General features: G+C 55.9%; 23 protein-coding genes and 1 tRNA gene. 10 read left to right on the forward strand and 14 right to left on the reverse strand.

Translation table 11 applies throughout. The features are described from left to right. The first annotated feature begins 3 nt into the window (after positions 1-3). Positions 4-79 (forward strand) — tRNA-Lys (locus QMZ30_RS08580). A gap of 44 nt (positions 80-123) precedes the next feature. Here QMZ30_RS08580 and QMZ30_RS08585 read toward each other — a convergent pair. Next, a complete protein-coding gene (locus QMZ30_RS08585) occupies positions 124-1,584 on the reverse strand; it encodes an AlkA N-terminal domain-containing protein (RefSeq protein ID WP_283227109.1) in 1,461 nt (486 codons plus the stop codon). A 237-nt stretch (positions 1,585-1,821) separates the two neighbouring features. Here QMZ30_RS08585 and QMZ30_RS08590 point away from each other — a divergent pair, with 237 nt between their 5' ends. The 3 genes from QMZ30_RS08590 (at position 1,822) to pnuC (ending at position 4,345) form a co-directional block, all read left to right on the forward strand. Further along, a complete protein-coding gene (locus QMZ30_RS08590) occupies positions 1,822-2,328 on the forward strand; it encodes a methylated-DNA--[protein]-cysteine S-methyltransferase (RefSeq protein ID WP_283227023.1) in 507 nt (168 codons plus the stop codon). A gap of 135 nt (positions 2,329-2,463) precedes the next feature. Next, positions 2,464-3,525 carry a quinolinate synthase NadA gene (gene nadA / locus QMZ30_RS08595; protein WP_283227024.1) on the forward strand — a complete coding sequence of 354 codons (1,062 nt, stop codon included), beginning with the start codon at positions 2,464-2,466 and terminating at the stop codon, positions 3,523-3,525. Positions 3,526-3,622: 97 nt separating this feature from the next. Beyond that, positions 3,623-4,345, forward strand: a complete 723-nt coding sequence (gene pnuC / locus QMZ30_RS08600) for a nicotinamide riboside transporter PnuC (protein ID WP_283227025.1) — start codon at positions 3,623-3,625, stop codon at positions 4,343-4,345. On the opposite strand, the gene zitB is transcribed toward pnuC, so the two are convergent. The 4 genes from zitB to QMZ30_RS08620 all read right to left on the reverse strand — a co-directional run bounded on the left by zitB (position 4,339) and on the right by QMZ30_RS08620 (position 9,390). Continuing rightward, complete coding sequence (gene zitB / locus QMZ30_RS08605; RefSeq protein ID WP_283227026.1) at positions 4,339-5,307, reverse strand: CDF family zinc transporter ZitB; 969 nt, start codon at positions 5,305-5,307, stop codon at positions 4,339-4,341. The two genes, pnuC and zitB, sit on opposite strands and share 7 nt — an antisense overlap. Continuing rightward, positions 5,276-8,335: an ATP-binding protein gene (locus QMZ30_RS08610; RefSeq protein ID WP_283227027.1), complete on the reverse strand. Its 3,060-nt coding sequence runs from the start codon at positions 8,333-8,335 to the stop codon at positions 5,276-5,278. The genes zitB and QMZ30_RS08610 overlap by 32 nt, the downstream gene beginning before the upstream one ends. 8 nt (positions 8,336-8,343) lie before the next feature. Continuing rightward, positions 8,344-8,928, reverse strand: a complete 585-nt coding sequence (locus tag QMZ30_RS08615; RefSeq protein ID WP_283227028.1) for a response regulator transcription factor — start codon at positions 8,926-8,928, stop codon at positions 8,344-8,346. Between the two features lie 102 nt (positions 8,929-9,030). Next, positions 9,031-9,390, reverse strand: coding sequence for a YbgS-like family protein (locus QMZ30_RS08620; protein WP_283227029.1), 360 nt, complete (start codon positions 9,388-9,390; stop codon positions 9,031-9,033). Positions 9,391-9,685: 295 nt separating this feature from the next. Between QMZ30_RS08620 and aroG the strand changes: the two genes are divergently transcribed. Continuing rightward, complete coding sequence (gene aroG, locus QMZ30_RS08625; RefSeq protein ID WP_283227030.1) at positions 9,686-10,738, forward strand: 3-deoxy-7-phosphoheptulonate synthase AroG; 1,053 nt, start codon at positions 9,686-9,688, stop codon at positions 10,736-10,738. Positions 10,739-10,802: 64 nt separating this feature from the next. Here the strand turns inward: aroG and gpmA are convergent, their stop codons facing one another. The 6 genes from gpmA to modE form a co-directional block, all read right to left on the reverse strand. Next, on the reverse strand, positions 10,803-11,555 hold the full coding sequence (gene gpmA, locus QMZ30_RS08630; RefSeq protein WP_039336643.1) for a 2,3-diphosphoglycerate-dependent phosphoglycerate mutase: 753 nt from the start codon (positions 11,553-11,555) through the stop codon (positions 10,803-10,805). Between the two features lie 151 nt (positions 11,556-11,706). After that, positions 11,707-12,741 (reverse strand): galactose-1-epimerase, encoded by a 1,035-nt coding sequence (gene galM, locus QMZ30_RS08635; RefSeq protein ID WP_283227031.1) that lies wholly within the window; start codon positions 12,739-12,741, stop codon positions 11,707-11,709. After that, positions 12,735-13,883 carry a galactokinase gene (gene galK / locus QMZ30_RS08640; RefSeq protein ID WP_283227032.1) on the reverse strand — a complete coding sequence of 383 codons (1,149 nt, stop codon included), beginning with the start codon at positions 13,881-13,883 and terminating at the stop codon, positions 12,735-12,737. Before galK ends, galM begins: the two co-directional genes overlap by 7 nt. Further along, positions 13,884-14,927 (reverse strand): galactose-1-phosphate uridylyltransferase, encoded by a 1,044-nt coding sequence (galT, locus tag QMZ30_RS08645; protein ID WP_283227033.1) that lies wholly within the window; start codon positions 14,925-14,927, stop codon positions 13,884-13,886. Between the two features lie 330 nt (positions 14,928-15,257). After that, entirely contained in the window at positions 15,258-16,730 is a 1,473-nt protein-coding gene (gene modF, locus QMZ30_RS08650; protein WP_283227034.1) for a molybdate ABC transporter ATP-binding protein ModF, read from the reverse strand. A 76-nt stretch (positions 16,731-16,806) separates the two neighbouring features. Beyond that, on the reverse strand, positions 16,807-17,589 hold the full coding sequence (modE, locus tag QMZ30_RS08655; protein WP_283227035.1) for a molybdenum-dependent transcriptional regulator: 783 nt from the start codon (positions 17,587-17,589) through the stop codon (positions 16,807-16,809). 117 nt (positions 17,590-17,706) lie between these two features. On the opposite strand from modE, the gene QMZ30_RS08660 reads away from it, so the two are divergent. The 4 genes from QMZ30_RS08660 (at position 17,707) to modC (ending at position 20,513) form a co-directional block, all read left to right on the forward strand. After that, a complete protein-coding gene (locus tag QMZ30_RS08660) occupies positions 17,707-17,865 on the forward strand; it encodes an AcrZ family multidrug efflux pump-associated protein (protein WP_039336632.1) in 159 nt (52 codons plus the stop codon). A 127-nt stretch (positions 17,866-17,992) separates the two neighbouring features. Then, complete coding sequence (gene modA, locus QMZ30_RS08665) at positions 17,993-18,766, forward strand: molybdate ABC transporter substrate-binding protein (protein ID WP_283227036.1); 774 nt, start codon at positions 17,993-17,995, stop codon at positions 18,764-18,766. Next, positions 18,763-19,455 carry a molybdate ABC transporter permease subunit gene (modB, locus tag QMZ30_RS08670; RefSeq protein WP_039336628.1) on the forward strand — a complete coding sequence of 231 codons (693 nt, stop codon included), beginning with the start codon at positions 18,763-18,765 and terminating at the stop codon, positions 19,453-19,455. Before modA ends, modB begins: the two co-directional genes overlap by 4 nt. Next, positions 19,455-20,513 carry a molybdenum ABC transporter ATP-binding protein ModC gene (gene modC / locus QMZ30_RS08675; RefSeq protein WP_283227037.1) on the forward strand — a complete coding sequence of 353 codons (1,059 nt, stop codon included), beginning with the start codon at positions 19,455-19,457 and terminating at the stop codon, positions 20,511-20,513. The genes modB and modC overlap by 1 nt, the downstream gene beginning before the upstream one ends. A 49-nt stretch (positions 20,514-20,562) precedes the next feature. On the opposite strand, the gene QMZ30_RS08680 is transcribed toward modC, so the two are convergent. Then, positions 20,563-21,381, reverse strand: a complete 819-nt coding sequence (locus QMZ30_RS08680) for a pyridoxal phosphatase (protein WP_283227038.1) — start codon at positions 21,379-21,381, stop codon at positions 20,563-20,565. Positions 21,382-21,529: 148 nt separating this feature from the next. Between QMZ30_RS08680 and pgl the strand changes: the two genes are divergently transcribed. Further along, positions 21,530-22,525, forward strand: a complete 996-nt coding sequence (gene pgl / locus QMZ30_RS08685) for a 6-phosphogluconolactonase (RefSeq protein ID WP_283227039.1) — start codon at positions 21,530-21,532, stop codon at positions 22,523-22,525. A gap of 73 nt (positions 22,526-22,598) precedes the next feature. On the opposite strand, the gene QMZ30_RS08690 is transcribed toward pgl, so the two are convergent. Together QMZ30_RS08690 and bioA are read right to left on the reverse strand one after the other, a co-directional pair. Then, entirely contained in the window at positions 22,599-23,075 is a 477-nt protein-coding gene (locus tag QMZ30_RS08690) for a kinase inhibitor (protein ID WP_283227040.1), read from the reverse strand. A 71-nt stretch (positions 23,076-23,146) separates the two neighbouring features. Beyond that, positions 23,147-24,439, reverse strand: a complete 1,293-nt coding sequence (gene bioA / locus QMZ30_RS08695; protein WP_283227041.1) for an adenosylmethionine--8-amino-7-oxononanoate transaminase — start codon at positions 24,437-24,439, stop codon at positions 23,147-23,149. Between the last annotated feature and the right edge of the window lie 44 nt (positions 24,440-24,483).

Genomic DNA, 24,483 nt, shown 5'->3' on the forward strand with positions numbered 1-24,483 from the left:
GATGGGTCGTTAGCTCAGTTGGTAGAGCAGTTGACTTTTAATCAATTGGTCGCAGGTTCGAATCCTGCACGACCCACCACTATGTAGAAAGGCGCCCTAAAGGCGCCTTTTTGCTTTTCTGCTTTACTTTTTACCCGGTGTCAAACTCTTCCAGATATGCAGTACCGCATAGCTGCGCCATGGCCGCCAAACCTGTGATAACTGTTCCGCCACTTTGGCACTGACGCCGCCGAGATTATTACGAATCGCAATGTCCTCTTTCGGGAACGCATCCGGCCAGCGTAGGGCACGCATCGCGATGTAACTCGCTGTCCACGGCCCAACACCTTTTAACGCCAGCAGTTGCTGCTGTACCACGTCAGGATTCACTGCGCCGTTAAAGCGTAGCTCCCCGGAGGCACAAGCCTGCGCCAGCGCCTGAATCGCCTGTGAGCGCGCGCTGACGATGCCAAGGCTGGCGATATCATCGATGGTGGCAGCAGCGAGTGATTCTGCAGTAGGCGGTAAACGAGAAAGTTCAGGCCATGGCGTGGTCAGCGGTTCACCGAAACGTTCGGCCACGCGACTGCTCAGGGTGGTGGCAGCTTTTACCGTGACCTGCTGGCCGAGGATAGCGCGCACACCCAATTCAAAGCCGTCAAACGCACCAGGAACGCGTAACCCAGGATAGCGAGACACACTTTCGGCTAACAGCGGATCCTGGCTTAGCTGCTCGCTGATGCGCTGTGGTTGGGCATCCAGATCAAACAGGTCGCGAAGTCGCCGCAGCAATGCGGGCAAAACCGGGGTGAGGGTGGTTGTGAACTGGACTTTGAGCGCTTGTTTTTCAGGAAGATGGCTGATCCGCACCCAGCCTCGGCAATGCCCCAGCGACACGGTGCGGTGATAGACGCCTTCACTGACCCACTCCACCTCCTTCATCACGCGCTGCTGCAGGAAATCGATAATCGCGGCCCAGTCATAGGGCGGACGATAGCTGAGACGCAGCTCAGCGCTCTCTTGCACCGCCGTCATGCTGTCGGGCTGGCTTTGTTTGCGCAGGCGAGAGGGCGTCATGCGGTAGCGTGCCTGGAATACATCATTAAAGCGGCGCAGGCTGCGAAAACCACTGGCATAGGCGATCTCTGTCACGGGCAGTGAAGTCTCGGTAAGGAGCTGCTTCGCCAGCAGCATGCGTCGCGTTTGGCGTAGCTCAATAGGCGATACACCGAGCTCCTGCTGCACCACGCGTCGAAGTTGGCGTTCGCTCAGGGCAAACTCACTGGCGATCTCGGCGAGCGTCTCCTGCTCTTCCAGTAAGCCCTCTTCAATACGGCGGATCAGGCGATCGGCGATGCGGTGATGACTATCGACCGGCGCAAAACCGGGGGCCAGTTCCGGGCGGCAGCGCAGGCAGGGGCGGAAATGCGCTTTCTCGGCGGCTTCGGCGCTGGTGAAAAACAGGCAATTCTTCTGCATCGGCGCTTTCACCGGACAGATGGGGCGGCAATAGATGCCGGTTGACGTCACACCGACGTAGAAAAGCCCGTCAAAGCGGCTATCGCGCGAGGTCAGCGCCTGGTAAGCAATCTCGGGATCGAACATCATCGTCTCCAGCAAATAAACCGCATATACCCTTCATACTTCAAAGCGCAGATACCTTGGCTACTCATGTTTGCCGCCTTGCTGCGTCTTGAATGATGTTGGGTATCGTCGCGCAAGTGGCTAAACAAAACTCGCTGCTTTCGGACAGCTAATCAGTTTAAGCCCATGACCGAAAACAGCCAGTCTATTGCGATAAAAGTGCGATAATGGCGCACTGATTTACGCCGGAGGTGCAACATGTATCATGCCAAAATCATCCCCACACCGGTGGGAGAACTGACGCTGATTGCGACGGACCAAGGATTGTCAGCGATTCTTTGGGAGAACGAAGGGTCACAGCGCGTGCCGCTCAAGCCTGTCAGCCGCAACGACCAGCATCCGATACTGTGCGAGGCCGAGCGCCAACTGCGCGAATACTTCGCCGGTGAGCGCCAGCAGTTTGATATGCCTTACGACACGGTCGGGACGGAGTTCCAGAAAAAGGTGTGGCAGGCGCTACTTACGATTCCGTTTGGTGAAACCCGAAGTTACCTGCAAATTGCGGAGCAGATTGGCAATCCGAAAGCCGTGCGAGCGGTGGGGGCGGCGAACGGGAAAAACCCGTTGTCGATTATGGCGCCCTGTCACCGTGTGATTGGCAGCAACGGTAAACTCACCGGGTTTGCTGGCGGGTTAGATGTGAAAGCATTTCTGCTGGAGCTGGAGAGCCCGCAAAAAGCGTTAGGCGGATCACTGCTGCTGTAACCCGCATAAAAAAGAGACGACACTCTCGCGCAATTCCGCTATCGTGTTTAGCATATAAAACACGATGGCGGTTTTGATGCCGCATCATTGCCTCAAAGGGCAATTTTGTTAAATTGAGAAAACGAGAGCCGTGTCATGAGCCTGATGTTCGATCCTGAAAGCGCCATTTATCCCTTCCCGCCGAAACCGGCGCGCCTCAGCCAGGATGAAAAGTCCCATTACCTCTCTGAAATCAAACGCTTGCTAAAAGAGCGTGATGCAGTGCTGGTGGCACACTACTACACCGATCCTGAAATTCAGGCGCTGGCGGAAGAGACTGGCGGCTGCGTCTCGGACTCACTGGAAATGGCGCGCTTCGGCAGTACGCATCCGGCGAAAACCTTGCTGGTGGCCGGGGTGCGTTTTATGGGCGAAACCGCCAAGATCCTGAGTCCGGAAAAAACCGTGCTAATGCCGACTTTGCAGGCGGAATGTTCACTGGATCTTGGCTGTCCGATTGAAGAGTTCAATCGCTTCTGTGACGCGCACCCGGATCGCACCGTGGTGGTGTACGCCAATACCTCGGCAGCGGTCAAAGCGCGGGCAGACTGGGTGGTGACATCCAGTATCGCGGTTGAGCTGATCGAACATCTTGATAGCCTCGGTGAAAAGATCATCTGGGCACCGGATCGTCATCTTGGGCGTTATGTCACCAAACAGACTCGCGCTGACGTGCTGTGCTGGCAGGGTGCCTGCATCGTACATGATGAATTCAAAACCCAGGCCTTGCAGCGCATGAAGGCGCTCTATCCTGAGGCGGCGGTGCTGGTGCATCCGGAATCGCCGCAGGCGATTGTGGATTTGGCCGATGCGGTGGGATCGACCAGCCAGCTGATCCAGGCGGCTAAAACCTTGCCGCACCAAAAAATGATTGTCGCGACCGATCGCGGCATCTTCTACAAAATGCAGCAGGCGGTGCCAGACAAAGAGTTGCTGGAAGCACCGACAGCGGGTGAGGGCGCCACCTGCAAGACCTGCGCGCACTGCCCGTGGATGGCGATGAACGGCCTGAAAGCCATTGCCGAAGGGCTGGAGCATGGTGGTCAGGAACATGAGATCCATGTGGATGCGGCGCTGCGTGAAGCCGCGTTGATCCCGCTTAACCGCATGCTAGACTTTGCAGCACAACTTAAACTCAAGGTGAAAGGGAACGCCTAGGTGAATGTTGCTGACTGACTGTTGCAGGGGCGGCCATCGGGCCGTCCAGCAAGGAAGCGGCACTCTGCCATAGACGGCTTTCATACAGGTGCACTTCATGGACTTCTTCAGCACACAAAATATTTTGGTTCACATTCCCATCGGCGTCGGGGGCTACGATCTGTCGTGGATTGAAGCCGTCGGCACCCTCGCGGGCCTGTTGTGCATCTGGCTCGCCAGCCAGGAAAAAATCATTAACTACCTGTTTGGACTGATCAACGTCACCCTGTTTGCGGTGATTTTTTTCCAGATCCAACTGTATGCCAGCCTGCTGCTGCAACTGTTCTTCTTTGTCGCCAATGTCTACGGCTGGTATGCGTGGAGCCGACAAACCGCGAACCATGAAACCGCGCTGAAGATCCGCTGGCTGTCATTGCCAAAAGCGTTGACGTGGGGCGTGGCCTGCGTGGTAGCCATCGCGCTGATGACGCTGTATATCGATCCGGTGTTTGCGTTCCTGACGAAAACAGCGGTCGGGATCATGCAAAGCCTGGGCATGCAGGTACAGATGCCGCAGTTGCAGCCGGATGCGTTCCCGTTCTGGGACTCCTGCATGATGGTGCTGTCGATTGTGGCGATGATTTTGATGACGCGGAAATACGTTGAGAACTGGCTGTTGTGGGTGGTGATCAATGTGATCAGCGTGATGATCTTTGCCCGTCAGGGGGTCTATGCGATGTCACTGGAGTACGCGATTCTGACGCTGATTGCGCTCAATGGCACGCGGCTGTGGATGCAAAGCGCGCGCGAACAAGGGTCGCGCGCACTCTCTAATCAATGATGGTGATGGGCGTGGCCATCCAGCGCAGCATGTTCATGGTGATCGTGCTGCGCTGAGCTGTTGACCGCGCAGAGTTCGCAGTCCGGCCCGACACAAGGCTGATACTCCATCTGCACGGTGGCGTGGGCAATCTGATAGTGCTGATGCAGATATTTATGGATGCTGCGCAACAAGCCGTCATGATCGTAAGGTGGGATCACCTGCACATGCAGCGTCAGCACCGGCTTTTCTCCAACCTGCCAAACGTGCACATGATGCACATTGCGCACTTCTGCGATATTGCGCGTCAGCTCACGTGCCAGTTTATCGGCATTGATGTTGCTTGGTGCGCCTTCCAGCAGTTCATGCAAACTTTCCCGCAGCAGTGACCACGCGCTGCGTACCACCAACAGTGACACTAGCAGCGACAGAATCGGGTCAATCGGAGTCCAGCCGGTCAGCATAATGATGATCGCGGCGACAATGGCACCCACTGAACCCAGCAGATCGCCCAACACATGCAGAGCCGCCGCGCGCACGTTGAGGTTCTTCTCTTCACTGCCACGATGCAGCAGCCAGAACGAGAGCAGATTAGCCAGCAAACCGGCAATCGCAATGCCGAGCATCAACCCCCCTTCAATCGGCTGCGGTTGATAAAAGCGGCGCAGCGCTTCCCAGACGATCAACACGGTAATCACTAACAAAGCGATGGCATTGACGAATGCCGCTAAGGTGGTGAGACGCAGTAAACCAAAGGTGTGGCGCGCATTGGGCTTGCGCTGGGAAAATTGCACGGCGAGCAGCGCCATCAGTAGTGCGGCGGTATCGGTCAGCATATGCCCTGCGTCGGCCAGCAGCGCCAGCGAGCCTGAGATTACGCCGCCAATCACTTCGGCTACCATAAACAGGGCGGTGACGCCAAACGCGGCCGCCAGACGGGTGCGGTTGCCGTTATGCTCGCTGTGAGAATGAGTGTGTGCCATAACTTTCCAGTTGGTTAAGTAACCTGTTCGTTAATGATATCAGTAAATTGAGTGCATCAGCGTCCAGCTGTTGCTGTTTTGCCTGGTCGGTCAGCTGCTGGCAGTACCCGGCAATCTCATCCATGCCCAGCATCAGCCAACTTCCCTTCATGCGGTGTGCGGCACGCTCCAGTGCTCGCCAGTCGTCGCTGGCGCTGGCGGCCAGCAGCGCATCACGATCCTGCTGTAGCGTGCGTTGTAGCGTCTGGCAGATACGCGGGATAAAGGCCTCATTGTGTTGCGCCAGAATCAACAGGCTCTCGGCTAGCGGGCTCAGGGGATCCTGCACGGCGCGCGCCAGCAGCGGGGCCAGATGCTCACGTTCTATCGGCTTCAGCAGCAGGGCTTCGTTATCCTGTAACTGGATTTTTAGCAACTGCACATCGGCGGAGCAGAGTACTCGCAGCGCAGCGCTGCCGCGGCGCTGATGACGACGGCGCAGAATGCGCAGCAGGGTTAAGCCATCCGGGCGCGGCATCATCTGGTCGATCAGCAGAACATCGAACGGTTGTTGTGCATCGGCCCGCAGCAGGCTACGGCCGTCCTCAAACAGTTCAGCAGTCACGCCAAAACTTGCCAGCTGCTGCTGTAGAACCAACAAATTGGTCGGATGGTCATCAACAACGGCTACACGCAGATGCGGATAGCGCGGCCAGATGGCGTGGTCATCGACGGGGCCAGTATCACTTCGTTCCAGCGGCAGCAGGACGTTCACCGTGGTGCCATTGTCGAGTTCGGAGGTCAGCGTCAGGCTTCCTCCCATGCGCTGCACAATCTCCCGGCATATAAACAAGCCTAAACCGCTGCCCTGTACCGCATGGCTTTTGCCGGAGGGGGCCTGATACCAGGGTTCAAATAGCTGCGCCTGTTCATTAAGCGGAATGCCGCTGCCACTGTCCGCCACGGTAAGATGAATCTGTTCATCCACTGCCAGCGACAGGCGCACTTCGCCATGGCGGGTGAACTTCAGCGCATTTGCCACCAGATTATTCACCACCTGTTGCAGGCGATCGCTGTCCAACATCACCCAGGTGGGCAGCGGCGTCAGGGCTTCGATGATCATCTCTGGGCCCGATTCACGCATTAATGGATGGTAAAACTGCTGCTGTTGTTGCAGCCAGAGTGCCAGATTGAGCGGGCGCGGGGCCAGACGGAAACTCTGATTCTCAATGCGGGCATGATCCTGCAAATCATTCAGCAGCGTCATCAGTGAGCGGGCGCTGCTGTGCATCAGTGTCAATCGTTCGCTGGGATGCTGCTGCTGTTCAAGTTCCAGCAGACCGAGAATCGCCTGCATCGGGGTGCGCAATTCGTGGCTGGCGGTGGCCAGAAACTGGCTTTTAGCGGCATTGGCACGTTCAGCCTGTTCGCGCTGGATACGTTCACGGCGCTGTTGCAGGTAACGGCGCAGCAGCAGGATTAACAGCAGCAGGATGGTGAGCCCTGCCACGATCAAAATCATTAGCGGCACATTACGCATCGCCATACTGGTGCCCGGTTGCGGCGGCTGCGACCAACTGATGCGCATCTGATTCAGCGTATCCGGCGGGATCTGCTGCAGTGCATGATCCAACAGCGCTCGCAATTGCGGCTGTTCGCTACTGACCTGCGGTGCCAGTGGCCAGGCAATATCGCTGGCGGCAAAGGCCAGATGCACGCGATTATCGCTGTGGCTGGCCATGCGCCAGCGCGCCGACAGCACGTTATCCACCAGCGCATCGATCTGCCCGCTGTTGAGGGCTTGCCACAGCTGTGCACGATCGTCATACAGCAGTGGGGTGATATCCGCTGGCAGTAGGCGCTGGGCTAAGTCAGCCCGCAACACGCCAATACGCCGATGCTGCAGTGACTGCCAACCCATCGGTTGTTGAGTATTGAGGGTATAAATCCCCCAGATGGCGCGCCACACCGGCAAGGTGTTGCTGCTGGCATCGTCGCCATACAGCGGTTGCATGAGATTCAGCATCACCTGATGTTGCTGTAGCAGCGTATTGGCCTGCTGCGGGTTGCTTACCCAGCGTGGCGTGAAGCGCAGCCCGGTACTTTGACTCAATGCGTTGAGCAGGTCGATGCCAAAGCCGTGCGCATTGCCGTTGTTATCACGGTAACTCCAGGGCGCATTGTCGGCTTCGGCGGCGTAAGGAATTTCCTGCTGCTGTGCCAGCCACTGTTTCTCGGCGGCAGTCAGCATTAGCGTCTGCGTGTCCTGATAACGCAGCAAGGGAGGGCTCCAGCGCTGCTGAACCCGGTTACTGAACTCGGCGGGGAGTAAACGCAGTTGCGTATTCAGCCACTGAATCAGCGCCGGATCGCGCGCGAATGCGCGTAAAGAGAGTTCACCTGCTCCAGGATCGGCTGTGATTTGGTAAATCTGTCCCTGTTGCAGTTGGCTGAGCAGAAATCCGGCGCTGGCTTCGTCTGCCACCAGATAATCACTCTGTTGGTTGAGCAGGGCATACAACGCCTGTAAATCGCCCGGCAGGCTGTGCCAGCGGTGGCTGCGCACAAAGGCATCAGGTAATTGCGCCAGCGTGGCCTCAGCAATGGTGAGCTGAGCGCTATCACTGTTGAACATCACGGCCCGCTGGTTATCTCGATTACGATAAATACGCACCGGGCTGTTATACCAGCTGTCGCTGGTTTGCAGGCCATCGGTGAGCGGGTAGTGTGCGCTGCTCAAGACAAAATCGACGTCGCCACGCGCCAGCGCGGCAAGTTGCTGAGTGCGGTCTGAGTAGGTTTGCAGGGTAAAGTGCGTGCCGGTGAGCTGGCTCAGGGCGCTGAGATAATCCGCATCAATACCCCAAATACGATCGCCGATGCGCATCGCCCATGGTGCGCTGTTTTGTGCAGGCACGGCAACGCGCAGGTTAGGTGCTGTCCAGGGTTCGGCATGCGGGGCAGGCATCATGGCGGGCAGCATCACACTGCTGGCGGGCTGTAAATCTGCGCGAGCGGCCAGGCTGAATAGCAGCACGCACAGCAGCATAACCCCTCTCACTGCTGCGCTTTCCACAGTTCGGCTAATTCCACCACGGACTGAACGCCGGTTTTCTCCAGAATGTTTTTCTTGTGAGTACTGACAGTTTTATTGCTGATATGCAGCTGTTCACCAATCTGTAAATTCGACAGGCCGCGCACCAACAACGCCACAATCTGCTGCTCTTTATCGGTGAGCGGTAATTCAATGCGGTCGGGCAGTGGCGGGAAGGCTTGCTGGCCGCCAAGCACGGCGAGAATGGCACTTAACAATTGTGCCATGCTCTGGCTCTTCACCACATATCCCGCCGCCCCCAGTGAAACGGCACTGAGTAGCGTGTGGCGGTTCTGCTGCGCTGAGTAGATTAATACCGGGCAGCATTCATCACGCGCGCGTAGGCGGCGCAGTAGCTCCAACCCATCACTGTTCGGTAAGCCGATGTCGAGCACGATCAGATCGTAGGTATGTTGCTGCAAAAATTGGCGGGCCTGGGTTTCATCTGCCGCCGCGTGCACCTTTAAAGGAATAGGGGAATTAACGCAGGCCGCTTCCAGTGCGACTTCAACCAGCGGATGGTCATCAATGAGCAGTAGCGAAGCCATAAAACAGTTCCTGTTTATTTGAGGGCTTCAGCATAGCGGAAAAGATCAGAGGGAAAAATAAAGGGAGCGCCATCGCGCTCCCTTTGTGTGATCGGCAGAGACTTACTGTGAAGTCCCATCCGTTTTGTGTTTCACATGGCCGCCACCTTTTTTAGTGTCGACTTTCTTATTCATATCCGGGCATTTGCCGTCTTTACACATGGTGTTTTTATGAATCTGTTCAGCAGTCATATTGCCGCTGCTGGTGCCTGAGGTTGCGGCACTGTTGGTATTCATACTGCCGTTGTTGATTTTGCTGTTATCAACGTTATTCGGTGGCAGATTCTGTTTCGCGCCACCCGCAGCGGCCCCGGCTTCAGCGGAGGCATTAGCGCTACCGTTGTTGTTGTCAGCGGCCATTGCTGCGCCACTGCCCAAAGTCATCGCTGCCGTCAAAAAGATCAATGCAAACTTGTTCATCATTATGCTCCTTTAATCGATGGTGAGTTGCCATCAGGCACCCGCTGGTGCTGGTTGACGAAAATAACGTACCGTGACGGAATATAATTCCACCATTAACGCTTCGCTTAAAAATTTAATATTGCAAGACCGTCATTCCTTAGTGCTTACGTTTAAAAAGCTTAGTCGATGACCACATAAATGCAAATTTAACAAATGCATTTCCGTGCGTGTGGAATTTACACCTGATGCCCGAAGGGATACATTTAACAGGTTGCGCCCGGCGAACGCGGGGCCAGAAATTTGAATGGAATTAAGCATGGATTACCAGAACGACGATTTACGCATCAGAGAGATCAAAGAGTTACTGCCTCCTGTTGCTTTGCTCGAAAAATTCCCCGCTACCGATAAAGCCGCTGAAACCGTTGCTCAGGCACGTCAGTCAATTCACCGCATTCTGCACGGTCAAGATGATCGTCTGCTGGTGGTGATCGGTCCTTGTTCGATCCACGATACCGAAGCGGCCAAAGAGTATGCTCAACGCCTGCTGACACTGCGTGAAGAACTCAAGGGTGAGCTTGAAGTGGTGATGCGCGTTTATTTTGAAAAACCGCGTACGACTGTGGGTTGGAAAGGGCTGATTAACGATCCTTTCATGGATGGCAGCTTCCAAATCAACGACGGTCTGCGCCTGGCGCGTAAACTGCTGGTGGACATCAATGACACCGGCCTGCCAGCCGCGGGCGAGTTCCTTGATATGATCACCCCACAGTACATGGCTGATTTAATGAGCTGGGGCGCTATTGGTGCACGCACCACCGAATCTCAGGTGCACCGTGAACTCTCTTCCGGTCTCTCTTGCCCGGTTGGGTTCAAAAATGGCACCGATGGCACCATCAAAGTGGCGATCGATGCGATTGGTGCAGCCAGTGCGCCACACTGCTTCCTCTCCGTCACCAAATTTGGCCACTCGGCGATTGTCGAAACCAGTGGTAACGAAGATTGCCATATCATCCTGCGTGGCGGCAAAGAGCCGAACTACAGTGCAGAGCATGTGGCAGAAGTGAAAACCGGTCTGGAAAAAGCGGGCTTGCGTCCGCAGGTGATGATCGATTTCAGCCATGCGAACAGCAGCAAACAGTTCCAGCGTCAGATGGTGGTCGCTGAAGATGTGGCGCAGCAGATTGCTGGTGGTGAGCAGGCGATTACCGGTGTGATGATTGAGAGCCATCTGGTGGAGGGTAACCAGAGTCTCGATAGCGGTAAACCGTTGGTCTACGGCCAGAGTGTCACCGATGCCTGTATTGGCTGGGAAGACACCGAGAAAGCGTTGCGTCAACTGGCGCAGGCAATCAAACAGCGCCGCGGCTAATCGCCTCGCACGCATAAAAAAAAGGCCAGACTCGCGTCTGGCCTTTTTGTTTACAAGCCGAGAATTACTTGGCTTTACCCTGGTTAGCAACGGCCGCCGCTTTCGCTGCGATCTCGTCTGCATCACCCAGGTAGTAACGCTTCAGCGGTTTGAAGTTCTCGTCAAACTCATACACCAATGGCACGCCAGTTGGGATGTTCAGTTCAAGAATTTCGTCTTCGCTCAGGTTATCGAGGTATTTAACCAGTGCGCGTAGTGAGTTACCGTGTGCAGCAATGATCACTTTCTCACCGCTTTTGATGCGCGGCAGAATGTTTTCATTCCAGTAAGGGATCACGCGTTCAATGGTCAGTGCCAGGCTTTCGGTGGTTGGCAGCTGCGCATCAGTCAGTGATGCGTAACGTGGATCGTGGCCAGGGAAACGCTCATCCGCACGGTCCAGTTCTGGTGGGGTGATGGCAAAGCCACGACGCCACTGCTTAACCTGGTCGTCGCCGTATTTAGCGGCGGTTTCGGCTTTATCCAGACCCTGCAGCGCACCGTAGTGACGCTCGTTTAGACGCCAGGTTTTCTCAACCGGCAGCCAAGCCTGATCCAGCTCATCCAGCACGTTCCACAGGGTGTGGATGGCACGTTTCAGCACGGAGGTGTAAGCGAAATCAAACACGAAACCTTCTTTCTTCAGCAGCTGACCGGCTGCTTTGGCTTCAGTGCGACCTTTGTCAGACAAATCGACGTCATACCATCCGGTGAAGCGGTTTTCCTGGTTCCACTGGCTTTCGCCGTGTCGCACCAGAACCAGCTTAGTTACGGCCATAGCTTAACTCCTTAATGCTTGATGTAGATAGTTATCGAAACCGGCTGCGGCCACCTGACTCTGTGGCTCACTAATAGCGCCATACCATAGCGGAAAACATCGCACTGCGTAAGTCTGTCGCTAACGCAGTGCGCGTTTTTCATCCGCTGGCTCAGTGTGCCGTGAAGCGATAACGCGTCTCGGACTGCCAGCGGTCGCCGGGTTGCAGCCAGCAATCCGGCTGTGGCCACTCGGTATGGTTGGGCGAATCCGGTAAAAATTCACTCTCCAACGCGATGCCCTGGAAAGCAGTATAGCTGCCCTGTTCACGGGCGCGCGTTCCTTCCAGATAGTTGCCGGAATAGAACTGCAGCGCCGGTGCGGCGGTAAACACAGTCAATGACAGCATGCCATCTTCCGACCACAGTTGGGCGGCAGGTTGGCTGCTGTCGCCTGCGGTATTCAGCAGGAAGGCATGGTCATAGCCTTTCACCGCTTTTTGATCGTCATCGGCGAGGAAGTCATCCATCACGCGCTTCGGTTGGTTAAAATCGAAGCTGGTGCCCGCCACCGCTTTCAGTGGCGCGTTAGGGATACCTTCACTGTCGACCGGTAAGTAACGATCCGCGTGCAGTTGTAAGCGATGCTGGCGCGCATCGCCATGATGCGCATCAAGGTTAAAGTAAGCATGGTTGGTGAGATTGACCGGGCAGGCTTTGTCCGTTTCCGCCTGATAGCGAATCGACAGGCCGTTATCCTCATCAAGACGATAAACCACGTCGGCAATCAGATTACCCGGGAAGCCCTGATCGCCATCGGGTGAGTCGAGGCGATAATGCACTTCGGTTTCGCTCTGGCTGACGATCTGCCAGCGGCGTTTATCGAAGCCTTCCGGCCCGCCGTGCAGCTGATGTGAGCCCTGATTGGCGGCCAGCAGCAGATTCAGCGGCTTGAGCTCAGCCGACGCAATACGGTTCGCGTAGCGGCCGATGGTCGCGCCGAGATAGGCATCCTGATGCAGATAATCCGACGGTGTCGCGCAGCCTAGCAGTGCTTCACGCACGCTGTGATCCTGCATGGGGACGCGTGCAGACAACCAGGTCGCGCCCCAATCCATAAAGGTGGCGACCATGCCATTGCGATTACGCAACACGGTGATGCGCCACGGTTGACCGTCTGGCGCATGGGAATTGACGTCAGTTACCATTGGCCCGCTCCTGCTGACGCTTTGCACACGTAGAAGGTCTCTTTAATGCCGGTCTGCGCTTCGTATTTCTCGGCCACTGCGGCTTTCACCTGATCAACCAGATCGGTTGGCATCAGCGCCACGATGCAGCCGCCAAAACCACCACCGGTCATACGCACGCCACCACGCGGGCCAACTTCGGCTTTTACAATCTCAACCAACTGATCGATCGGCGGTACGGTGATTTCGAAATCATCACGCATCGAAGCATGGGATTCAGCCATCAGTTCGCCCATACGTTTCAGATCGCCGCTGCTCAGGGCATCGGCCGCTTCCAGCGTACGGGCATTCTCGGTAATGACGTGGCGTACACGTTTCGCCACTAAAGCATCGAGTTGTGATTCAGAGGCCTGGAACTCGGACAGCGTCACGTCACGCAGCGCGGGTTTGTTGAAGAAGCGCGCACCGGTTTCACACTGCTCACGGCGGGTGTTGTATTCACTGCCCACCAGGCTACGACGGAAGTTAGAATTGATAATCACCACAGCGACATCTTCAGGCATGGAGACCGCGCGCGTACCGAGGGTACGGCAATCCAGCAGCATGGCGTGATCGGGCTGGCCGAGCGCGGAGATCAGCTGATCCATAATGCCGCAGTTGCAGCCCACGAACTGGTTCTCCGCTTCCTGGCCGTTCACCGCAATGGCCGCGCCGTCGAGTTTCAACTGATACAGCTGCTGGAATACTGTGCCCACAGCCACTTCCAGCGATGCCGATGAACTGAGACCTGCACCCTGAGGGACGTTACCGCTGATCACCAGGTCGGCACCCCCGAAGTTGGCATCGCGCTTCTGCAAATGTTTCACCACACCACGCACATAATTGGCCCACATCGGTTCTTTCAGCGGCTCAATCGGCGCGTCCAGCGAGAAACTGTCTTGCTGGTTGTCGTAATCAACCGCGACGACGCGCACCTGACGATCGTCGCGTTTGGCGCAGGCAATCACGGTTTGATAGTCGATGGCACACGGCAGCACAAAGCCGTCGTTGTAGTCGGTGTGTTCACCGATCAGGTTCACACGACCTGGCGCCTGGATACTGTGCGTCGGCTGATAGCCAAAAGTGTCAGCGAAAACCTGTTGAGTGATGGATTTTAATGACATTTATTGCGCCTCGCGGAAATGGATATCGCTGACAGAACGCAGACGTTCTGCTGCCTGTTCCGCCGTTAAATCACGTTGGGTTTCGGCCAGCATTTCGTAGCCAACCATAAATTTGCGTACCGTGGCTGAACGTAACAGCGGCGGATAGAAGTGAGCATGCAACTGCCAGTGGTCGTTGGCTTCACCGTTAAACGGCGCGCCGTGCCAGCCCATGGAGTAGGGGAATGAGCACTGGAACAGGTTGTCGTAACGACTGGTGAGCTGCTTCAGCGCCAGCGCGAGATCGCTGCGCTGGGCCGACGTTAAATCGGTGATGCGTTTCACGTGGGCTTTTGGCAACAGCAGGGTTTCAAACGGCCAAGCCGCCCACCAAGGCACCACGGCCAGCCAGTGTTCGGTCTCCACCACCGTGCGGCTGCCGTCTTTCAACTCACGCGCGACGTAATCCACTAACAGCGGTGAACCTTTTTCATCAAAGTAGCGGCGCTGATTATCATCTTCTTTTTGCGCTTCGTTGGGCAGGAAACTATTGGCCCAAATCTGACCGTGCGGATGAGGATTTGAACAGCCCATCGCCGCGCCCTTGTTCTCAAACACTTGTACCCAAGGGTAGTGTTGACCGAGATCGGCGGTTTGTTCCTGCCAGGTGCGCACGATATCTTCCAGGCCACTCAACGGTAACTCGGGCAGCGTTTTGCTGTGATCGGGCGAAAAGCAGATCACTCGGCTGGTGCCACGCGCGCTTTCACAACGCATCAGAATGTCTTCGCTTTCCGGCGCGTTGGGCGTATCGGTCATCAGCGCGGCAAAGTCGTTGGTGAAGACATAGGTAGTTTTGTAATCGGGGTTTTTATCACCGGTGATACGCGTGTTGCCTGCGCACAGGAAACAGTCGGGATCGTGCGCAGGTAGTTGCTCCAGCGCAGGAGTTTCCTGCGCCCCTTGCCATGGGCGCTTGGCACGATGCGGTGAGACCAGCACCCATTGATCGATCAATGGGTTATAACGGCGATGCGGATGATCAACCGGGTTAAATTTTTCCATAACGAGTCCTGGTAAACGGCAAACGGATCAAAATCACTGCGATCAAAGTAGCACAAAGGCCCGCATGAAAGCGTGATCCAGTCTGGATAAATGGTATCGTTTACACAAGGTGACGATTCTCATTTTGTGGGGTTATAGCGCGCGTTTGCTGAAATACCAGGCGGGTAAATGGTAGCGGTTACATAAGATGACATCAAAGGTGCGCATTAATGCGCACCCTACGAAAACCGCGCACGATCGACATAGGGTTGCCATTTATGGCGACCACGAATGCGCAACCTACGAAAACCGCGCACGATCGACGTAGGGTTTCCATTTATGGCGACCAGGTTAACGCAAATCATCCTGCTGATAACCATACCCCTTATCCTGCTTCACAAAGCTCAGACGATGGGTAATGCACTGCGGCGCATCTTCGGCGTGATGCGAAACAAACAGCAACTGGGTGCGGCCTTCACCAATCAACACGTCGACAAAACGACGCACCAGCTGGCGGTTAATCGGATCAAGCCCCTGCAGCGGTTCATCCAGAATCAGCAACGTTGGATGTTTCACCAGCGCACGCGCAATCAACACCAAACGCTGCTGGCCCCAGGAGAGACTGTGGAACGGCGCATCGGCCAGATGATTGTCCATGCCCAGCAGCGCCAGCCACTGTCGCGCCAGCGCTTTCTGGCGGTCAGAAACCGCCTGGTACAAACCGATCGAATCAAAGAACCCGGAAAGCACCACTGTGCGCACATTGCAGCTCACACGATAGTCGAGATGCAGACTGCTGCTGACGTAACCGATGTGCTGCTTAATATCCCAGATGGTTTCGCCACTGCCGCGACGAATGCCGAACAGCGTCAAATCATTGCTGTAGCCTTGTGGATGATCGCCGGTCACCAGGCTGAGCAGGGTGGATTTACCGGCACCGTTCGGGCCGACAATCTGCCAGTGCTCGCCAGGATTAACCTGCCAGCTCAGCCCATCAATCACTGCCACGTCGTTGTAGGAGACCACGCCATTGCGCAGGATCACGCGCGGCGCATCATCGGCCAGATGCGGCAACTGATCCGGCTCATCGGGCTCTGGCAGCGCCATCCCTTCCAGCTTCTCGCTGTGCGCCAGCTGTGCCACCAGGGCTTCGGCCAGAATCGCCTGGCGTGCGCCGACGTGGGTCAGAGTGCACTCTGCCAGCACGCCAACCTGCTGGACAAAGTCGGGAATATCATCAAAGCGATTAAGCACCAGCACCACGGAGTAGCCATGCTGATGTAAGTCGCTCAGCGTTGCTGCGAGGCTGGCGCGTGAGGCTACATCCAGCCCATCAAAGGGTTCATCAAGAATTAATAAATCCGGCTGCGCCATTAGCGCCTGACACAGCAATGTCTTGCGCGTCTCCCCGGTAGAGAGGTATTTGAAGCGACGTTCGAGCAGATAAGTGATGCCAAACTGCTGCGCCAGCGCCTGACAACGCGCCTCGTCTTTTACTTCATCCTGAATAATTTGTGCTGCAGTGCGACCGGTATCGTCTTCACCTTCACTCAGTAGATCGGTGTTGTTGCGTTCCCATTCATCGCTGACCAGCTTTTGCAGTTGCTCCAGCGACAGGCGGGTACGGCGCTGGAAATCCTGGGTAATGTGCCCTTTACCCGGCGTCAGTTCGCCAGAGAGCGCCCGTGCCAGCGACGATTTTCCGCTGCCGTTGGCGCCAACAAAGGCCCAGCTTTCGCCGCTGTTCAGGGTGAGATCGTTAAGTGACAGTGCTCGCGTGTCGCTAAGGTGAAATATGCCTTGCGAAATTTGCAATGAAGCCATGATTCATTCCGTTTTATGCATCGTGTTACTCAGTTGTAGCGAGCAAGGCGGACGAAGTCAAATCATGGCCTGGATTTCAGAGCAGTGTGGCGATGATGGCATGTTCAGCGTTAAAACTGGCGGTCACCGGCTCGCCCGGTTGGAGATTCTGCTGCTGCACTTGTGCATTATTAAGGGTGGCGCACAAGGTCTCACCGCTTGGCAGCGCCATTAACACTTCGCTCACCTGATCGCCGGGTTCGATAGCGCTGATGGTCACCTGCAGCTGATTATCACTCTTCACGGCATCGCGGCTCACCTGAATCCACGGTGCTTTAATCAGCACTAATACCTCTTTACCGCTATCAAGTTGCAAACGTTCAGCGCTGCGTTCGGTAATGGCGACCTGCAGTCGGGTCACGCCGTCGGCTAACTGGACGTCGATATGCTGCTGGACCTGCTGATGGTCGCGCGCCAACACGGTGCCAAAAAGTTGGTTACGGGCACTGGTCTGCAGCGAGAAACGGGCAATGGCCGCCAACAGGCTATCGAGCGGCAAGTTGTCATTTTGCAAGGCATCAAAGGCTTTCTGCTGGATTTGCTCCATCAACTGAAACAGCTGAATCAGGCGTTCGCCGTAACGGGTTAACTGCGCGCCACCGCCGCCTTTGCCTCCTGTGGCCCGGTCGACTAAAGTTTGATCAGCCATCTGATTCATATCGTTGATGGCGTCCCAGGCGCTTTTGTAGCTGATGCCAGCCAGTTTTGCCCCCTGGCTGATGGAGCCCGTTTCCTGCACGCGTTTCAGCAGTTCGATGCGGCGCGGATCGGCAAACAGCTTTTGCTGAAGACGAATATTGAGAGAAAGTTCTGCCTGCATGTCAGCTCCTTGGGTTAGTCCGACAAGTGTAAGGCCAAAAGTAAAAGCACGAAAAGGGCAGTGCGTTTTTTTCCCTAACCGTTACAATCACTTTTTTATTTTCTGCGTGAGGTTTCCATGCTGGAACTGCTTAAAAGCCTGGCTGTGGCTGTCATCATGGTGCCAATTGTGATGGCCATTATGCTCGGTCTGATTTACGGCTTGGGTGAAGTTTTCAACGTCATCTCAAAATTTGGCCGCCGCGACGATCGTCCTGCCAACAGCTCACATCATTGATTTCTAAACGCCCGCTTTTCGCGGGCGTTTTGTCCTTAACTTCTGTCAAAATCCGCCGATATATATCCATGACAGCATTTGTCCTCGCGTTGTATTATCAAATATATAACGTAACAAGGAGTAAACAATGCTGAAAATTAATTACCGCTGGACGGCTGCAACTGTTTTGGGTGTTTCCATGGCGAGCCACGCCGTGGCGGCAGAGAAGATCACCGTGTTTGCCGCGGCATCACTGACCAATGCGTTGCAGGAAATCGCCACGCAGTATCAGAAGAAAACCGGTGTCGAAGTGGTGTCTTCCTTTGCCTCTTCATCTACCTTAGCGCGTCAGATTGATCAGGGCGCACCGGCCGATCTGTTTATCTCTGCTGACCAGCAGTGGATGGATGATGTGGTGGCGAAAAAGAGTGTAGTTGATAGCACGCGCTACACCTTGCTGGGCAACGATTTAGTGTTGGTGGCGCCGAAGAGTGACAGTGCGAAAGCGGTGACTATCAATGCGCAAACCGACTGGAAAAGCCTGTTAAAAGGTGAACGTCTGGCGGTAGGCGATCCAGATCATGTGCCAGCAGGCATTTACGCGAAAGAAGCGCTGCAAAAACTGGGCGCGTGGGAAACGTTATCGCCGCAGCTGGCCCCGGCCAACAACGTCCGTGCCGCGCTGGCGCTGGTGGAACGTAACGAATCGCCTTATGGCATTGTGTACGGTTCCGATGCCGTGGCCAGTGACAAAGTGCAGGTGGTCGGGCGCTTCCCTGAAGACAGCCACAAGCCAGTGGAATACCCAGTGGCGATAGTGAAAGAACATCAGAACGCAACGGTTGAAGCCTTCTACAAGTATTTGCAGGGGCCGGATGCCGCTGCCGTGTTTAAACAGTATGGATTTACGCCGAAGAAATGATACTTAGCGATCCCGAATGGCAGGCGGTGTTTCTCAGCCTAAAAGTCTCTTGTGTTGCAGTGCTGGTCAGCCTGCCGTTTGGCATCATGATGGCCTGGATTCTGGCGCGTTGCCGGTTTCCAGGCAAAACCCTGTTGGATAGCGTGATCCATTTGCCGCTGGTGTTACCGCCAGTGGTGGTGGGGTATCTACTGTTGATTGCCCTTGGCCGCCGTGGATTTATTGGCGAATGGCTGTATGACTGGTTTGGCTTTACCTTTGCCTTTAGCTGGCGTGGTGCGGTGCTGGCTTCTGCGGTAATGGCTTTTCCGTTGATGGTGCGCGCGATACGTCTGGCGCTGGAAGCGGTCGATACCAAACTGGAGCAAGCCGCACGCACGCTGGGTGCGGGACGCTGGCGTGTATTTTTCACCATTACCCTTCCGCTCACCTTGCCGGGCATCATTGTCGGTACGGTGTTGGCCTTTGCCCGTTCACTGGGTGAGTTCGGCGCAACCATTACTTTCGTCTCCAACATTCCTGGTGAGACGCGCACTATTCCGTCCGCGATGTTTACGCTGATTGAAACGCCCGGCGCGGAAGGCACTGCAGCACGGTTGTGTGCGGTGGCGATTGCACTGGCATTGCTCTCGCTGGTGGCTTCTGAGCTGCTGGCGCGCTGGGGCCGCAAGCGGTTAGGGGCGGCCTGATGCTGAATCTGAATATTTCCCAACAGCTGGGCGATCACCTGCTTGACGTCAATGTGCAGATCTCCGGCAGTGGCATTACCGCTATTTTTGGTGTGTCGGGAGCGGGAAAAACCTCACTGATCAATGCGATTGGTGGCTTGACGCAACCGCAGAACGGACAAATTCAGCTCAACGACCGCCTGCTGTTTGATGCGGCGACGCGCGTAAATCTGCCGCCTGAAAAACGCCGCATCGGCTATGTCTTCCAGGATGCACGTTTGTTCCCGCACTATCGTGTGAAGGGCAACTTGCAATATGGCATGGCGGCCAGCATGAAGCCGCAGTTTAACAGCCTGGTGACGTTACTCGGGCTGGAACCGCTGCTCAATCGCTTTCCTGCATCTCTTTCAGGCGGTGAAAAGCAGCGTGTAGCGATTGGCCGCGCATTGCTCACCGAGCCGGACATCTTGTTGATGGACGAGCCGCTGGCCTCACTGGACTTGATCCGTAAGCGTGAACTGATGCCGTACCTGCAAAAGCTGGCGAAGCAGGTGGATATTCCGATCCTGTACGTTTCGCACAGCCTGGATGAGATCCTGCAACTGGCCGACAACGTACTGGTGCTGGACGGTGGTAAGGTAAAAGCCTTTGGCGCACTGGAGAAGGTGTGGAGTAGCGCGGCAATGCGCCCGTGGCTCCCGATTGCCGATCGCACCAGCGTGCTGCGCGTGCAGGTGCTGGAGCAACATCCCGATTACCCGATGACGGCTTTATCACTGGGCGACCAACACATTTGGGTCAGCCGGGTGAATCAGCCATTGAAAACAGCACTGCGTATTCGTATCGCCTCGGCAGACGTGTCCCTGGCACTGCAGCCGCCGCAAAACACCTCAGTGCGCAACATCTTGCCTGCCCAAGTGGTCGAGTTGTTGGAGATTGATGATCAGGTCGAAGTGAAATTGCGTATTGGCATCAGTGAGCTGTGGGCGCGAATTTCGCCATGGGCAAGGGATGAGCTGGGCATTCGTCCGGATCAGTGGCTGTATGCGCAGATTAAGAGTGTGTCGATTACGACCTAGCGACACATTTGTAGGGTGCGCATTTATGCGCACCTTTGATTTCAGAAGGTTACAGAACTTCCTGGTAAATCACTTCGGCAATACCCGCTTCCAGGTTGGTGCCAATCACTTTTTTGGCGCGCGCTTTGATCGCGTCGTCAGCATTGCCCATCGCCACGCCCAAACCAACCTGCTCAAGCATGCTGAGATCGTTGTAGTTATCGCCAAACGCCAGCACGTCTTTCATGCTCAAGCCCTGACTCTCAACCCACTGCGCCAGACGCTTGCCTTTGCTGTTGCCCGCTTGCGCGATATCCACCTGATCGTGCCATGACCATTCGCAGGCCAGCCCCAGCTCAGCTTCGGTGCGCTCTGCAAACTGCTGTAATGCTCGGGTATCAGGGTGGGAAAGGGCAAACTTCCAGATGGCATGCGCATCCTGAGCCGCTTGCGCCAGGCTTGGCACCTGCAGGAACAGCGGACGTTGCGCTTCCGGCAGCGATTGTGCCCAGTTTAAGGTACGCGTGACGTGGCCGGTTGGCTCCTGATACAGCATGGCGTCATCCACATACAGCAGGCCGTGAATGTTTTCCTCATCGAGCATCTCGATAACGCGTGTCGCCTGGCTTTTCTCCAGGGGATCGGAAGCGAGCACCTTCTTCGCTGCATAATCGTACAAGTAGGTGCCGTTGCAGCAGATTGCGGGTGTATCCAGCTGCAGTGCCTGATAAAAAGGGTGGATAGCGCAGTGGTGGCGACCGGTGACGATCAGCACTTTGACACCCGCCTGTTGTGCGCGGGCCAGCGCTTCAATCGATTCTGGCAGAATGGTTTTATTCGGGGTCAGCAGGGTGCCGTCAAGGTCAAGGGCGATTACGCGGTAGCTCATTACTCTTTCCGTCCGGGAGTTAGCAAAGCGTTTAGTCTACACCCGGCAGCGGCCCTGAGACAAAAAACAGGGCACAAATGAATCCAGCGCGGCAAAATGAAACGCGCTACAGTTATCCCTTTCATCAGGCAGCGAATAAGGAAAACGCATGAAACAAGTCGTGTATACCGCCAGTCCCGAGAGCCAGCAGATCCATGCCTGGCAGTTACAGGAAGATGGCGCACTGACGTTATTGCAGGTCACGGATGTGGCCGGTCAGGTGCAGCCGATGGTGGTGAGCCCGAAGAAAGATTTCCTCTATGTTGGGGTTCGTCCGAATTTTCGCGTGCTGGCGTACCGCATTGCGGCCGATGGTTCGCTGAGCCTGGCCGGTGAAGCGCCGTTGCCGGGCAGCCCGACGCATATCTCCACCGATCGTCAGGGCAACTACCTGTTCTGCGGTTCTTACAACGATGCCTGCGTCAGCATCAGCCCGATTGGCAGCGATGGCATACCGCAGGCACCGAGCCAGGTGATTGGCGACATGGACGGCTGTCACTCGGCGAATATCGACCTCAGCAACCAAACGCTGTTTGTGCCGGCGCTGAAGCAGGATCGCATCTGCCTGTTCCAGTTGAATGCGGACGGCACGCTGGCACCGCGCGAGCAAACACAAGTCACCACGGTTGAAGGTGCAGGCCCACGGCATATGGCGTTCCATCCGAATGGCGCATACGGCTACGTGGTGAATGAACTCGACAGCACCGTGGATGTCTGGGCACTGAGCAACGTGCACGGCCAGGTAGAGCGCGTGCAAAGCTTGGATATGATGCCGAAAGATTTCAGCGATACGCGCTGGGCGGCAGATATCCACATCACGCCAGATGGCCGTTTCCTGTACGCCTGCGACCGTACCAGCAGCACCATCACGGCGTTTAGCATCAGCGAAGATGGTTCGGTGTTGGCGATCGAAGGCTACCAGCCAACAGAGACACAGCCGCGCGGTTTCAACATCGATAACAGTGGTCAGTATCTGGTGGCGGCGGGGCAGAAATCACATCATATCGAAGTCTATAAGATTGCGGAGCGCGGTCTGCTGCAACCGCTGGCGCGTTACGCCGTGGGACAAGGCCCAATGTGGGTGGTGATTCACGCGTTGGATTGAGGTATTTAACGTAGGGTCGCCATTTATGGCGACCCGCTATCAAGGTGCGCATCAATGCGCACCCGACGATAAATTAAGCGTATTTCACCGTGATGGATGCGCTTGCCAGTGCATGGAAGTGCACATTAAAGCCCACCATGGCGCCACTCGCGCCGGCATCTACGTCAATTTTATCGGTATCCATCGCGTGTACGGTAAAGACATAGCGATGCGATTCACCCTGCGGAGGCGCTGCGCCGCCGTAACCGGTTTGACCAAAATCGGTGCGCGTCTGAATCGCGCTTGCTGGCAATCCGGCGACGCCTGAACCGGCACCTTGCGGCAGTTCCGTCACGTCAGCAGGCAGGTTCGCGACCACCCAGTGCCACCAACCTGAACCCGTTGGTGCATCAGGATCGTAACAGGTCACCACAAAACTTTTCGTCCCCTCAGGGGCATCTTCCCAAGCCAGATGAGGTGACAGATTATCCCCTGTGTATCCCATCCCGTTGAAAACGTGTCGCTCTGGCATCTTATCGCCATCATTAAAATCCTGGCTAAATACGCGCATGACCTCTCCTTTTTTTCCATTTGTGCAGTGCCGTCCATCATGGTGGAAAATCTGCTGCACTTCCAGTCTCCTCACCCTTGGAAATGCGCCTCAACATCCAGCGCCGCACGCACTGCCTGGGTTAGTTGTGAGAGTTCCGCGGCAGAAATCAGATAAGGTGGCATCAGGTAGATCAACTTGCCAAACGGCCGGATCCACACGCCACGTTCAACAAAGAACTGCTGCAGTGCCGCCATATTCACCGCTGAATGGGTTTCAATCACGCCAATCGCCCCCAGCACGCGGGCATCGGCCACGGCGTGATGCTGGCTGAGTGGCAGCAGGTCACGCTGCAACTGTTGTTCAATTGCCGCCACTTGCGCAGGCCAGTGCCCCTCATTGATCATCGTCAGGCTCTCTACCGCCACCGCACAGGCTAGTGGATTGCCCATAAAGGTGGGGCCATGCATAAAGCAGCCTGCGGCACTGCGGCTGATGGTGTCGGCCACTTCGCGGGTAGTGAGCGTGGCGGAAAGCGTCATGGTGCCGCCGGTCAACGCTTTACCCAGGCAGAGAATATCGGGTGCGATCCCGGCATGCTCGCAGGCAAACAGTTTACCGCTGCGACCAAATCCGGTGGCGATCTCGTCGGCAATCAGCAGGATGCCGTAGCGATCGCACAGCTCGCGCACCTGCTGCAAATAGTGCGGATGGTAGAAGCGCATCCCGCCTGCACCCTGCACGATGGGTTCAAGGATCACCGCCGCAATCTCGCGATGATGCCTCTCCGCTAACTGAGCGAAATCGGCAAAGTCAGACGCGTCCCACTCCGCATCGAAGCCGCACTGCGGTGCAGCGGCGAACAGGTGTTCCGGCAGATAACCCCGCCACAAGCTGTGCATGGAGTTTTCCGGATCGCACACCGACATGGCGGCAAAGGTGTCACCGTGATAGCCACGCTTCAGCGTGAGGAATTTTTGCCGTGTTTCACCGCGTCCCAGCCAATACTGCAACGCCATTTTCATCGAGACTTCGACGGCGATCGACCCGGAATCGGCGAGGAACACGCACTCCAGTGCTTCAGGTGTCATGGCGATCAGCTGGCGGCTCAGTTCCACGGCGGCTGGATGGGTAATGCCGCCAAACATCACATGCGACATCTGCGCCATTTGCTGCTGTAAAGCCTGATTGAGGCGAGGATGGTTATAGCCATGAATCGCTGCCCACCACGACGACATCCCGTCGACCAGTTCGCGTCCATCAGCCAGCTGTAGCTGACAACCGTGCGCGGCGACTACCGGATAACAGGGCAGCGGATCGCGCATCGAGGTGTACGGATGCCAGATATGCTGGCGGTCAAAGTTAAGGTCGTCCTGAGTGAACATCTGTCTTGTAAACCATTTTGAAAAGATTTAGTTTACGAGTATAA

It is taken from the genome of Pantoea sp. EA-12 (assembly GCF_030053355.1).
Taxonomy (GTDB): Bacteria; Pseudomonadota; Gammaproteobacteria; order Enterobacterales; family Enterobacteriaceae; genus Pantoea; species Pantoea vagans_C.